The sequence below is a fragment of the Polaromonas potterensis genome, assembly GCF_033446725.1.
In the GTDB taxonomy this organism is placed as follows: Bacteria; Pseudomonadota; Gammaproteobacteria; order Burkholderiales; family Burkholderiaceae_C; genus Polaromonas.
In genome coordinates, this window is sequence record NZ_JAWQLX010000002.1 from 112,999 (window position 1) to 126,118 (window position 13,120).

Genomic DNA, 13,120 nt, shown 5'->3' on the forward strand with positions numbered 1-13,120 from the left:
TATCCTCAAGCTCAAAGCCATTTATTTGAAAGCGGGCGCCCGGTTCCGGGCCACCCGCTCATGGCCATCTTTATAAAAATCCGAGGACATTCATGAGACTGATTTTGTTGGGCGCACCAGGCGCGGGCAAAGGAACACAAGCCACCTTCATCTGCCAGAAATACGGCATTCCCCAGATTTCCACCGGCGACATGTTGCGCGCCGCCGTCAAGGCCGGCACACCGCTGGGCGTGGAAGCCAAAAAAGTCATGGATGCCGGTGGCCTGGTCAGCGACGACTTGATCATCAACCTGGTGAAAGAACGCATCGCCCAGCCCGACTGCGATCAGGGCTTTTTGTTCGACGGTTTTCCGCGCACCATTCCGCAAGCCGATGCCATGAAGGCCGCCGGCGTGAAGCTTGATTACGTGCTGGAGATTGATGTGCCGTTTGAAGCCATCATCGAACGCATGAGCGGCCGCCGCTCGCACCCCGCCTCGGGCCGTACCTACCACGTCAAGTTCAACCCGCCCAAGGTTGAAGGCCAGGACGACGTCACCGGCGAGCCACTGATCCAGCGCGAAGACGACAAGGAAGAAACCGTGCGCAAACGACTCGAGGTCTACAGCGCGCAAACCCGTCCGCTGGTCGAGTATTACTCGAGCTGGGCCAAGGCTGCGCCCGATGCGGCACCCCAGTACCGTGCCATCAGCGGCATGGGCGGCGTGGATGAAATCACGGCCCGGGCCTTCGCAGCCTTGTCGACCTGAGACCGCACTGTCTCCATCAAAAAGGCCGTCGACTGACGGCCTTTTTTCATGAGCGTTAGCCCAGCAAGGACAAGATCAGCGCCACCCGGGCCTTGACCGGACTCAGGCCTTGTGAATCCGGGATGGCCTCACCCGGCTTGGGCAAGACCCGGCCCTCCAGGCAGCGCGTGGCGCGCAGCACCGGAATGCCCGCCGCCTGCGCCTGGTGCAAAGCCGCTTCCAGGGCATGGTGCAAGGTGCCGTTGCCGGTACCTGCCACCACCAGGCCTTGCACCCCGCTGGCCAGCAGCGCCTGGACCACCGCGGCGCTGGCGCCCGCGTAATTCATCACGATCTCGACACGTGGCCAGGCCGCGTCATTCGGCAGCGTCGCTATGCTTTCAATAGCTGCTTGCGCATGATCCACGGGGGTTAGAGGCCAATTTCTCATCAAACGTAAGCGCCCCTCCTCGACATAGCCCAGCGGCCCGGCATCCCCGGATCTGAAGGCGTCGAGCCGGTACGGGTGCACCTTCTGCACATCCAGCGCGCTGTGAATCACACCCGCACACACGGCCAGCACGCCGCGCGCGCCAGGGTGTGCCGCCACCGCCACGGCATCAACCAGGTTTTGCGGGCCGTCCGGCACCAGCGCCGTGGCCGGGCGCATGGCGCAGGTCAAGACCACCGGCTTGGCGGGATGGAGCAAGGCCTGCAGAAAATAGGCGGTTTCTTCCAGCGTGTCGGTGCCGTGTGTGATGACGATGCCTTGCACCTCGGGCTGCGCCAGCCAGTGGTTGACGCGGCCGGCCAGATCGCGCCACACGGAAAAAGACATGTCCTTGCTGTCAATCTGGGCCACCTGTTCGGTCCGCAGCTCGAAAGGACTGCCTGCCAGCGCCGGGATGGCTGCGACCAGTTGTTCGATGCCCAGCTGCGCGGCGGTGTAACCCGTGTGATCCGCGGCCGTGGTCGCCGTGCCGGCAATCGTGCCGCCCGTGCCCAGGATCACCATCTTTTTAGTCGTCAAAACAGCAGACACTTGCATTCCTTTAAAAACTGGATAAAAATACAGCTACTGGATATTAAAACAGCCCTCAACGGTTCTCAACGTTTGATCCCCTGGTTTGATCCACTGCCTACCCCAAGGAGCCATCGCCATGAGCAGCCTCGCAGATTTTTCGGAAACGCCCAAACTCACCGCACGCCAGCAGCAAATCCTGGAGCTGATCCAGAGCGCCATTGCTCGCACCGGTGCGCCACCCACACGCGCCGAAATCGCCAACGAGCTGGGCTTCAAATCCGCCAACGCCGCCGAAGAACATCTGCAGGCCCTGGCCCGCAAAGGGGTGATCGAGCTGGTCAGCGGCACCTCGCGCGGTATACGTTTACGCAGCGACACCTTGCGCTCCATCCACGAGTCCCGCATCAAACAGTTTTCCCTGCCCTTGCAAAGCCTGGCCCAACTCGTCCTGCCGCTGGTGGGACGGGTTGCCGCTGGCAGCCCCATTCTCGCGCAAGAGCATGTGGACCGTACCTACCATTTCGAAAGTAGCCTCTTCCAGAGCAAGCCCGATTACCTGCTCAAGGTGCGCGGCATGAGCATGCGGGATGCCGGCATCATGGACGGCGACCTGCTGGCCGTGCAGCAAACCAAAGAAGCCAAAAATGGGCAAATCGTGGTGGCCCGCCTCGGTGATGAAGTCACCGTCAAGCGCTTTCGCCGCACTAAAAACCTGATCGAGTTGCTGCCCGAAAACCCTGATTTCAAAACCATCGTGGTGGAGCCCGGCGAGCCCTTCGAACTGGAAGGCCTGGCCGTTGGCCTGATTCGAAACACCATGCTGGTCTAGTCCACGCCTAGGCGTCATGCCGGACGGCCCTGCTCCACGGACCGTCCACCTCATTTCCGCGCGACAGGTGGCGGGCGTTTGGCCAAGTCGATTGGCCAACACCCTGGTGCTGCGGATGGTTTGTTCCTGTAATCCTGCCTGTGTAAACCTCTAACTTTAGGAGTTCTCATGGGAATCGCCAGTTTTTCACGTTCATCGCGGCTGTCGGCCTTGTTCGCCCCTTTCCAGGCATTGGCCGCCTTCTGGGTGCCTGCGCCGCCGGCTACGTTGTCGCCTGTGTTTGCCCCGGTCCCCGCGTTGCGGCGTTGTTCCTCGGGTCATACGCAGTCCGCTATCAAAAATATAGCTGGTAGCGTTCATCCTTCAATGGCTACCGGCCAAAAACCTTGCCAAACCGTGGCTAAAACCACGTCCCCGCGCCGCCTGAAAATTGTGCGCGAGCTGGACGCCGGCATCCATCCGGCCTGCGCTGGGCGCATGGTGATTTCAGGTCGCATGGCGGATGTTTGCGCCGAGCTGGACCGCATGGCCCAACGAGAAGCTGCCGCGCAAGCTGCCTGAGCAAACACCAGGAAAACTTTTGCCGCAAGGCGTGGCGCAGAAGGCCTCTCGCCCATGCGTTCAACCGCCTGCCTTCTGGTTTTTCCGGTTGCGTTCAGGTACATCTTGCTGGCGCGCCGCCTCGTAGCGGTAAAACTTGCAGGCACAATATCGGCATGAATATTGTGATCCTTGACGACTACCAGGACGCGGTGCGCAAACTCTCCTGTGCCGCCAAACTCGATGCTTACCAGGCCAAGGTCTACACCAACACCGTCAAAGGCATAGGCCAGCTTTCCGTACGACTCAAAGACGCCGATGTGGTTGTGCTGACCCGCGAGCGAACCCATCTGCATCGCCAACTGATCGAAAAATTGCCCAAGCTCAAGATGATTGCGCAAACCGGACGTTTGGGCAGCCATGTGGATGTCGGCGCCTGCACCGAACGCGGTATCGTTGTGTCCGAAGGTGGCGGCTCGCCCACGGCGCCGGCCGAGCTGACCTGGGCGTTGATCATGGCCGCCATGCGACGCATTCCGCACTATGTGTCGCACCTCAAACATGGTGCCTGGCAACAAGCCGGCCTGAAAAACGCCTCCATGCCACCCAACTTCGGCATAGGTTCTGTGCTCAAGGGCAAGGTCCTGGGCATCTGGAGCTACGGCAAGATCGGCCAGATTGTGGCCGGTTATGGCCGGGCTTTTGGCATGCGGGTGCTGGTCTGGGGCAGCCAGGCTTCGCGCGCCCGGGCCTTGGCCGATGGTTTTGAAGTGGCATCGTCTAAAAACGAGTTTTTCCAGGAAAGCGATGTCTTGAGCCTGCACCTGCGTCTGCAGGATGACACGCGTGGTGTGGTCACCCTCGACGACTTGTCGCGCATGAAGCCCTCTTCCGTGCTGGTCAACACCTCACGCGCCGAACTGATTGAAACTGATGCGCTGATCGCCGGCCTGAACCGCGGGCGCCCCGGTATGGCTGCGGTGGATGTGTTCGAGTCCGAGCCCATTTTGCAAGGCCACGCCCTGCTACGCCTGGAAAACTGCATCTGCACGCCACACATCGGTTACGTGGAGCAGGAAAGCTACGAGATGTATTTCGGCGCTGCTTTTGACAACGTGATCAACTTCATTAAGGGGACGCCGACCAACATCGTCAACCCCGGCGCCTTGCAGGTTCGCCGCTAACCAGCGCCCAAGCGCTGCTGGCTGGGACGGCCACTGGCATTTGCCGAAATAGTCCTCAGGCCTTGGCGTCCGGCTTGGCCGAGAAGGCCGGTGGCTGCACGCTGATCGCTTCAAAATCGATCAGGTGGCCATCGGAGTTGCCCGGCTGCACCGGCACAAACTCAGGCGGCAACACGGCCGAGGGCGGCGTCCTCCTGTCGGCCAGCGTATTCAAGTCGATGTCCAGCCCAAGACGCCGCACGCCTTTGGGCGGGGCCGGCTCGACAGGCGAGGCACTGACGGGGAACGTTGTCGCCTTGGCTAGGCTCTGACCTTCCACGCCAGTGGCCGGGTTCACCGAAGGCGACGCGAGCGGCAAATCGAAGTCCAGCAAACTCCCAGCCACAGGCGCATCCACCTCGACGATTTCCCGGGCAATGCCGTACAGAAGTAAAAGCTCGCGGTAGGCCTCGATATCAAACGCAGTCGCGCCCTGCCCGCCCGGCTCACGGAAAAGCAAGCTTTCCATCACCGTCAACACGCTGGAGTCAGGCCAAACGGCCTCGATCTGCGACATGGCGTCCGGGTAAGACGCTAGTCCAGCGCCGACCGCCGAGTAGGATTCAAACGGCGGAATATTTGCATTAAACAGTTGCTCGAACTCGACCCGCAAGGCTTGGTAATCCTCTTCACGCTTGAGCTTGTGATACAGATGGAGCAGGTCCAGATGAATCAGCGCACTGGAATGGACATCGTCACCGAGGTGCTCGCGCAAGACCGCGATGGCCTGTTCATGCTGGCCCAAAGTAACAAAAAACTCGGCTTGATGTTGAACGTCGAAAAGTTCCTCGGCTTTCGCGGCGCGCGGCCTGTGGGGCATGCTCAATGCAAAATCCAACTGATCACGCCGGGATAAAGGCGGCATCGTGAAACGCGATGCCGGGGCGCCGGCCCGCGCATATCCACGAGAAGCGGGATCCGGCGTGGCCGCCTTGGCTTGTTCGCCAGGGGGCGGCGAAGGCAATATGTCGGAGCCTGTGTGCACGCCATAGTCAGCGCTGAGGGCGCCTGCTTCGCTGCCCAGCCAGTGGCTGTCTTGCATTTTTTTTCTGTGCCACCAGGGCGGCGCAGCGGCCTCCACCGTCTTGGCGAGCGGCCGGCGCCGCCAAAAATAAGCGCCAGCGGCGATCAACAAAACCAGGGCGGTCATCAAGCTATACACCAGACTATTCGCGTAGCGTTCACCCTGGGCTTTTTGCAGCTCGGCCCTGAACTCGGCCAGCGCAGCCTGGTTCTTCCGGGTTTCGGCCTGCAGACTGCGCAGGTCCGCGTCCATCGCACTGATTTTTCCGGCGTCCCGGAGAACGTCCTGCGGCTGCGCCGTCAGCACTTTCCACATGGCCGCCGCCAGCAGGCGTTGCTCTTCGTTGTCTGTCGGCAGGCTCAAGAGTTCATGTGTGGCCTTGAGTTGCGGGGAGGTGTCCACACGCAAGTCCAAGGGTTCCAGCTTGAGTCGAGGCCGGCTTTTCGGCTCTGGCCGGGACCGAGCGGCTGGGGTTTCCCGTGCCACCGATGGCCGGGCAAGGACCTCTCCCGTGCCGGACTGGCGAGGCACAGAGCGCACCGGTTCGCGCGCGGCCTCTGATTTTGCCGCAGCCTGCACACCGGCCGATGGCACGGCCAAGGGCACAGCCCCGGTCGAAGGCAAAGGCTCGGACACCAGATCGGCCAACAAGACATAACGCCGTTCCGTGCGCTGCACACAACCCGCCCGCACATACAGCGTCACGACGGGTTCGTCCACCAGCTTGGCAGCGCGAATGCGGATCAACGCGGCCGTCCCAGGCCCGGTTTTTTCGACCGTGGTCTGGATGCGGGACTTCTCGACCCGCTCGTCGGCGTAAAAAACGTCAGCTTCCAGGCAAATATCCGGATTGTCTGACGTGTTCAACACCGTCTGGACGGATATATCCAGCGTACGCCCCAGCAAGGCCGCGCCGCTGCTGCGACCCAGAGAAACAGCCATGCTGCTCGATGCCGCACAAGTCAGCACGACTGCCAGAAGAAACCACCGGGTGTTCAAACGTTGCTATCTCACAAAATTATTTTTTACATTCTGACACATCGACCAGCGCAGCCATGACAGCATTTGTAAAGCTCGCTTTCCGGTGCACGCGTGCCTGAGCGCCCGGTGTTGGGGGCCGCGGTCACCGCCAGATAAGTGCTTGCAATCCATGGCCAGACGCCGATCCAAGCGCGGCGAAGACCGGTGTTGGCACCTGTGCCGATTTGGACTTAACGCCGCCCTGGGGCTGCGTGATAATACTTTTCCATGAAACCACTCTATACAACGGTCGGCATTGTTGGCACCGGCGCCATGGGTCGCGGCATTGCCCAACTCGCCGCGCAGGCGGGCAGCCTGGTCAAGCTGTTTGACACTCAAATTGACGCCACCGGCAAAGCCCGCGAGGCACTGGGCACCCAGTGGGACAAACTGGTCGATAAGGGCCGGCTCGACGCGGAGCAGGCGGCTGACTACAAGGCCCGCCTGCTGCTGGCGGGCACGCTGGAAGAACTGGCCGACTGCGACCTCGTTGTCGAAGCGGTGGTTGAACGGTTGGACGTCAAAAAGTCACTGTTCTCAGCGCTCGAAAACATTGTTTCGCAGCAAGCCATTCTGGCCAGCAACACGTCTTCGTTGTCCGTCACGGCGATTGCCGCTGGCTTGAATCAGCCAGGGCGTTTCGCCGGTTATCACTTCTTCAATCCCGTCCCGTTGATGAAGGTGGTGGAAGTGATCGCTGGCCTGAAAACCGAGCCCGCCACCTGCGAGATGCTGGCGGCTTATGCGCGGCAAATGGGCCACACCCCGGTGCAGGCCCAGGACACGCCGGGTTTTATCGTCAACCACGCCGGGCGCGGTTACGGCACCGAAGCCCTGCGTATCGTCGGCGAAGGTGTGGCCGATTTCGCCACCATAGACCGCATCCTGAAAGACCAGGTCGGCTTCAAGCTGGGCCCGTTCGAGCTCATGGACTTGACCGCCCTGGATGTGTCGCATCCTGTGATGGAGTCGGTCTACCACCAGTATTACGACGAGCCGCGTTACCGCCCCAGCGTGATCACCGCGCAGCGCCTGGCTGGCGGCCTGCTGGGCCGAAAAACCGGCGAAGGTTTTTACCGTTACCAGGACGGCGTGGCGCAAGTCGCCGCCGAGCCGGCGACGCCGACGGTCAGCGAGATGCCGGCGGTCTGGGTTTCGCCGCGGGCGGCCCGCCGTTCCGAGTTGTTGCAGCTTCTCAAAAACCTGGGCGCCAACATCGAAACAGGGGCCTCACCGTCGATGAACGCGCTGGTGCTGGTCGCCCCGCTGGGTTTTGACATCACCACGGTGGCCGTGGTGGAGCGCCTGGACCCCGCGCGCACCATCGGCATTGACATGTTGATCGACGACGCCGAGACCAAACGCCGCGTGCTGGCCACCAACCCGGCCACCCGCAGCGACATGCGCGACGCCGCACACGCCTTGTTTGCCCGCGACGGCAAGGCCGTCAGTGTGATCCGCGACAGCGGCGGTTTTGTCACGCAGCGCGTGGTCGCCACCATCGTCAACATCGCCAGCGACATCTGCCAGCAAGGCATCTGCAGCCCACAAGACCTGGAAACCGCGGTGACCCTGGGCCTGGGTTATCCCCTGGGCCCCTTGGCCATGGGCAACCGTTATGGTCCCACCAACATCCTGGAAGTGCTGTTCAACATGCAAACCGTTTATGGTGATCCACGTTACCGCCCTTCCCCGTGGCTGCGCCGCCGCGGCGCCATTGGTTTGAGCCTGATGCACGAGGAAGAATGAAACACCCCCGTCGGATGCTCACTTCGTGTAGCACCTTCCCCCCTCTAGGGGGCGACGCCTGCGGCCTGGCAAAGCCAGTTCCGCGGCGTCCGCTTGCAGTGGGGTCGCGAGTTGCGGGCTTCATGGCCGGCTCAACACCTCGAAAGAACTGACATGACTTGCTCCTTGAAAAGCACCAGCGACGGCAGCACCCTGGTGCTGACCCTGAGCAACCCCGAGTTCAAAAATGCGCTGGGTCCTGAAATTTATGCCGCCGGTGTGGAAGCCCTGAATGCCGCCGAGAACAACCCGGACATCCGCAGCGTGGTGATCACCGGCGAAGGCCCGACCTTTTGCGCCGGTGGCAACCTGCAGCGCCTGCTGGGCAACCGGCAGCAACCGGCCGAGGTACAGGCCCAAAGCATAGACAGCCTGCACAGCTGGATAGACTCGATACGCACCTTTCCCAAACCCGTGATTGCCGCGGTCGAAGGTGCGGCCGCAGGCGCCGGTTTTTCGCTGGCACTGGCCTGCGACTTCCTGGTCGCGGCGGACAACGCGATTTTTGTGATGGCTTACAGCAGCGTGGCGCTGTCCCCCGATGGCGGTGGCAGCTGGGCCTTGAGCCGCGCCTTGCCGCGCGCCCTGGTCACTGAACTGTTAATGTGTGGTGAACGCATAGGCACAGCGCGCTTGCATGCCTTCGGTCTGGTCAACCGCAGCGCCCCGGCAGGCAACGCACTCAACGAAGCCCTGAAACTGGCCGACATGCTCAATGCACGTGCACCCAATGCCCTGGCCAGCATCAAGGAACTGGTCAACGAGGCACCGACCAACACCTTGAGCCAGCAACTGGACGCCGAACGCGCGCATTTTGTGCGCAACCTGCACCACCGCAACGGTGGCGAAGGCATCACCGCGTTTCTCGAGAAACGCCCGCCGCTCTACAGCTGAGACGGAAGGGGCCGCAACACTGCGGCCTCGTGCGAGTGAGTTGCCCCGGGACACCGAGGCGACAGATGGGAACATCCCAAGCCGTCGCTGGCGCGACAATAGCCTTCTTCTGAGTCACACAAAAGACAGGTTATGGACGATCCCATTCTTACGATAGACGAAAGAGAAGCCATCAACGGTGGCCGCTGGTTTTCATCCCTATCACCCTCACTCAGGCACGACATACTTCGATGCGCTTTTGTTCAACGTTTCAAAGATGGCGCATTGATCTGCGCTCGCGGCGATCCACCGGAGCAATGGATTGCCTGTGCCAAGGGTGCGGTACGTGTGAGTTCGACCTCGATCTCGGGCAAACAAATCACCCTGACTTATGTGGAGCCCGGCATCTGGTTCGGCGATGTGGCGATCTTCGACGGCGACAGGCGCACACACGATGCCTACGCACACGGCGAAACCACCATCCTGTGTGTGGCCAAAGCCGACTTCAAGAAAATCCTGGCCTCGCATGTCGAGTTGTACGAAGCCATGCTGCGCCTGCATGCGCGCCGCATCCGTCAGCTCTACGGCCTGGTGGAAGACCTCAACACCTTGCCATTGCGGGCGCGGCTGGCCAAGCAGTTGTTACACCTGGTGCGCAGCTACGGCGTCAGCAGCCTGAGCGACGGACGCGAAGTACGCATCGGTCTGCAACTGGCGCAGGAAGAATTGGCGCAGTTGCTGGGCGCCTCGCGTCAGCGCGTGAACCAGGAGCTCAAGGCCATGGAGCGCGAGGACGCCATCCGTATCGAGCCGGGCGGCCTGGTGGTGCGCAACCGCGAAACATTGCTGCGAATTTCTGAAGCCGACCTGGAAAAATAAGCATGAGCAACTTTGAGCATTTCCTGGGCACCCGCGCGGTCTCGGGCCAGCATCTGTTTGATACCGAGGCCCTGAGTGCCTACCTGGCCAAAAACCTGCCCGGTTTTCAGGGCCCGCTGACGGTGGAAATGTTCAAGGGTGGTCAGTCCAACCCGACCTACAAGCTGATCACGCCGGCACGCGCCTACGTGATGCGGGCCAAGCCCGGGCCGGTGGCCAAACTTTTGCCCTCGGCGCACGCGGTTGAACGCGAGTTCAAGGTCATGACCGGCCTGCAGGGCACCGACGTGCCTGTGGCCAAGATGTATTGCCTGTGTGAAGACGAAGCCGTGATTGGCCGCGCCTTTTATGTGATGGAGTTTGTCGAAGGCCGGGTGCTCTGGGACCAGGCCCTGCCCGACATGACGCCTGCTCAGCGCGGCGAAATTTACCGCGAGATGAACCGCGTGATCGCGGCCTTGCACAAGCTCAAGTTTGCCGAGCGCGGCCTGGCCGACTACGGCAAACCCGGCAATTATTTCGAGCGACAGATCGGCCGCTGGAGCAAACAATATGTCGCCTCCATCACTGAAGCCATTCCCGAAATGGATGCCTTGATGGCCTGGTTGCCCGCCAACATTCCGGCCAGTGCACGCGATGCATCCATGGTCTCCATCGTGCATGGCGACTTCCGGCTCGACAACCTGATGTTCCACCCGACCGAGCCGCGTGTGTTAGCCGTGCTGGACTGGGAACTCTCGACCCTGGGTCATCCGCTGGCCGACTTCAGCTACCACTGCATGGCGTGGCATATTCCGCCCGGCGCTTTTCGCGGCATAGGCGGGCTTGATGTGGCCAGCCTGGGTATTCCGGAAGAAGCCGACTACATCCGCCTGTATTGCGACCGCACCGGGTTTGCCAGCCCGGAGCTGATCAAGGCCGACTGGAACTTTTACCTGGCCTACAACCTGTTTCGCCTTGCCGCGATTTTGCAAGGCATCGCCAAACGGGTCGAAGCCGGCACCGCAGCCAGCGCCCAGGCCGTCAGTTCGGCCAAAGGCGCGCCCGTGCTGGCCCGCATGGCCTGGGACTTCGCCCAAAAAAGCCAAAAGCAACACATCTGAGCAGCCCCCCTTTAACGACGCCCCACCCCAGGAGATATTGATGGACTTCAGCTACACCCCCAAGGTACAGGACATGCAGGCCCGCTTGCTGGCTTTCATGGACCAACATGTTTACCCGAACGAGGCGCGTTTCTTCCGGGAAATTGCCGAAAACCGCGCCAAGGGCAACGCCTGGATTCCCACCACCATCATTGAAGAGCTCAAACCCAAGGCCCGCGCAGCCGGTTTGTGGAATCTGTTTTTGCCACATTCGCCGCGTGCACCCGAAGGTTTGTCGAACCTGGAATACGCGCCGCTGTGCGAAATCATGGGGCGTGTGCCTTTTGCGCCGGAAATTTTCAACTGTTCGGCGCCCGACACCGGCAACATGGAAACCATCGCCCGTTACGGCTCCGAAGCCAACAAGGACCGCTGGCTCGAGCCTTTGCTCAAGGGAGAGATCCGTTCCGCCTTCCTGATGACCGAGCCCGAAGTCGCCTCATCGGACGCAACCAACATCCAGTGCAGCATCGTCCGTGACGGCGACGACTACGTGCTCAACGGCCTGAAATGGTGGTCGTCCGGCGCCGGTGACCCACGTTGCGCCATCTACATCGTCATGGGCAAAACCAACCCCGACGCCGGCCGCCATGAACAGCAGTCCATGATTCTGGTGCCGGCCAACACGCCGGGCATCACCGTGATCCGCCCCTTGACGGTGTTCGGTTACGACGACGCGCCACACGGCCACATGGAAGTGCGCCTGACCAATGTGCGTGTGCCGGTTGGCAACATGTTGCTGGGTGAAGGCCGCGGCTTTGAAATTGCCCAGGGCCGCCTTGGCCCCGGACGTATCCACCACTGCATGCGCAGCATCGGCATTGCCGAGCGTGCCCTGGAGTTGATGTGCAAACGCCTGAACACCCGTGTGGCCTTTGGCAAACCGGTGGCGCGCCAGTCGGTCTGGCACGAACGTATTGCCGATGCGCGCTGCATGATCGACCAGGCGCGTCTGCTGACGCTCAAGGCCGCCTACATGATGGACACCGTGGGCAACAAGGTCGCCAAGGCCGAAATTGCCATGATCAAGGTGGTGGCGCCCAACATGGCCTGCCAGATCATTGACTGGGCGATCCAGGCCCACGGCGGCGGCGGCGTGTCGGACGATTTCCCGCTGGCTTATGCCTACGCGCACCAGCGCACCTTGCGCCTGGCCGATGGCCCGGACGAAGTGCACCGCGCCTCGCTGGCCAAGCTGGAGCTGGCCAAACACCTGTTGATGCCCGGTGAAGTCGACATGCCGGTGACCCGCGGCGGTTGAGCCTGCGCGCCCACCGGGCGCTTTCAGCCACTATAAAAAGAGTAGCTGGTTGCACCCGTCCCGCCTGGGCTACAGCCTCTTTTTTCTTAAATTACAGAGGAATATCGGTCGTCAGGCCGGCCAGCGCGGCATCACAGGCGCTGGTGTAAATGATGGCCGCGTGTTGCAAGGTCGCCATGTCAGCCGGGCTGTATTGCATACGCAAATAAGCCTTGCCGCGCAGCAGCATCAGGAAAAAAGGCGTCTGCGCATCGGGGCCAGGCACAGGCCACTGCAACAGCAACTCGGCCAGGTTGCGGTCCAGCCAGGCCGTCGCATGGTCGCGTTGGTCTGCCAGCACCGCGTAACGCTCCCAGAACTCGGGCGCCAGGCTGCCCCAGCCCACTTCGGGGTACATCGCCAGCCAGCGCATTTCTTCGGGCAAGCGGGGATCGGCCGTGGTTTGTACGCGGTCGGTGTACACCGCATCAGCGCGTTTTTCCAGCGATTCCTTGAGCGGTCGGTTCATGATCAGCACCGCCACCTCCGGGTTGAGGCGCAAGTCCGCCCGGGCGCGCAAACTCCTGATCCTCGATGTAGTCGCGCGACGGCGGCCCGCTTTCCAGCTTCCAGGCCTTGTCACGGACTTTCCCCGTGAGCACAAAACCCGCTGTGCCGCCCGGGCTGGCGTAGCCAAACCCTTGCGTGTTGGCCCATTCCGACAGCGGCGACGCGGCCTCGGGAAGCTCCGCTTCCAGAGCGTCTGGTTCGCTTCGTACAAAGACCTTTTTCAAGCGTTCAAACATGATT

The 13,120-nt window shown here is 61.6% G+C and carries 13 protein-coding genes; 9 read left to right on the forward strand and 4 right to left on the reverse strand.

The window, feature by feature from the left end; all coding sequences use genetic code 11:
* Window positions 1-92: 92 nt before the first annotated feature.
* Entirely contained in the window at window positions 93-749 is a 657-nt protein-coding gene (gene adk, locus R6254_RS03655; RefSeq protein WP_318404511.1) for an adenylate kinase, read from the forward strand.
* A 55-nt stretch (window positions 750-804) separates the two neighbouring features.
* Here adk and R6254_RS03660 read toward each other — a convergent pair whose 3' ends face one another.
* Window positions 805-1,776, reverse strand: a complete 972-nt coding sequence (locus tag R6254_RS03660; protein WP_318404512.1) for an asparaginase — start codon at window positions 1,774-1,776, stop codon at window positions 805-807.
* 112 nt (window positions 1,777-1,888) lie between these two features.
* Here R6254_RS03660 and lexA point away from each other — a divergent pair, with 112 nt between their 5' ends.
* From lexA to R6254_RS03675, 3 genes are all read left to right on the forward strand, one after another.
* Window positions 1,889-2,581 (forward strand): transcriptional repressor LexA, encoded by a 693-nt coding sequence (lexA, locus tag R6254_RS03665; RefSeq protein ID WP_318404514.1) that lies wholly within the window; start codon window positions 1,889-1,891, stop codon window positions 2,579-2,581.
* Between the two features lie 366 nt (window positions 2,582-2,947).
* On the forward strand, window positions 2,948-3,142 hold the full coding sequence (locus tag R6254_RS03670) for a hypothetical protein (protein WP_318404515.1): 195 nt from the start codon (window positions 2,948-2,950) through the stop codon (window positions 3,140-3,142).
* 155 nt (window positions 3,143-3,297) lie between these two features.
* Complete coding sequence (locus R6254_RS03675) at window positions 3,298-4,305, forward strand: D-2-hydroxyacid dehydrogenase family protein (RefSeq protein ID WP_318404517.1); 1,008 nt, start codon at window positions 3,298-3,300, stop codon at window positions 4,303-4,305.
* A 55-nt stretch (window positions 4,306-4,360) separates the two neighbouring features.
* Here R6254_RS03675 and R6254_RS03680 read toward each other — a convergent pair whose 3' ends face one another.
* Window positions 4,361-6,310, reverse strand: a complete 1,950-nt coding sequence (locus tag R6254_RS03680) for a type IV pilus assembly protein FimV (protein ID WP_318404518.1) — start codon at window positions 6,308-6,310, stop codon at window positions 4,361-4,363.
* A 306-nt stretch (window positions 6,311-6,616) separates the two neighbouring features.
* On the opposite strand from R6254_RS03680, the gene R6254_RS03685 reads away from it, so the two are divergent.
* The 5 genes from R6254_RS03685 to R6254_RS03705 all read left to right on the forward strand — a co-directional run bounded on the left by R6254_RS03685 (window position 6,617) and on the right by R6254_RS03705 (window position 12,331).
* Entirely contained in the window at window positions 6,617-8,137 is a 1,521-nt protein-coding gene (locus R6254_RS03685) for a 3-hydroxyacyl-CoA dehydrogenase (RefSeq protein WP_318404519.1), read from the forward strand.
* 153 nt (window positions 8,138-8,290) lie between these two features.
* On the forward strand, window positions 8,291-9,070 hold the full coding sequence (locus R6254_RS03690; protein ID WP_318404521.1) for an oxepin-CoA hydrolase, alternative type: 780 nt from the start codon (window positions 8,291-8,293) through the stop codon (window positions 9,068-9,070).
* Window positions 9,071-9,202: 132 nt separating this feature from the next.
* Complete coding sequence (locus R6254_RS03695) at window positions 9,203-9,928, forward strand: Crp/Fnr family transcriptional regulator (RefSeq protein ID WP_318404522.1); 726 nt, start codon at window positions 9,203-9,205, stop codon at window positions 9,926-9,928.
* A gap of 2 nt (window positions 9,929-9,930) precedes the next feature.
* On the forward strand, window positions 9,931-11,031 hold the full coding sequence (locus tag R6254_RS03700) for a phosphotransferase (protein WP_318404524.1): 1,101 nt from the start codon (window positions 9,931-9,933) through the stop codon (window positions 11,029-11,031).
* Window positions 11,032-11,071: 40 nt separating this feature from the next.
* Window positions 11,072-12,331, forward strand: a complete 1,260-nt coding sequence (locus R6254_RS03705) for an acyl-CoA dehydrogenase family protein (protein ID WP_318404526.1) — start codon at window positions 11,072-11,074, stop codon at window positions 12,329-12,331.
* 91 nt (window positions 12,332-12,422) lie between these two features.
* Here R6254_RS03705 and R6254_RS03710 read toward each other — a convergent pair whose 3' ends face one another.
* Window positions 12,423-12,839: a hypothetical protein gene (locus tag R6254_RS03710; RefSeq protein ID WP_318404527.1), complete on the reverse strand. Its 417-nt coding sequence runs from the start codon at window positions 12,837-12,839 to the stop codon at window positions 12,423-12,425.
* Window positions 12,799-13,116: a hypothetical protein gene (locus R6254_RS03715; RefSeq protein ID WP_318404529.1), complete on the reverse strand. Its 318-nt coding sequence runs from the start codon at window positions 13,114-13,116 to the stop codon at window positions 12,799-12,801. Before R6254_RS03715 ends, R6254_RS03710 begins: the two co-directional genes overlap by 41 nt.
* Window positions 13,117-13,120 lie beyond the last annotated feature (4 nt).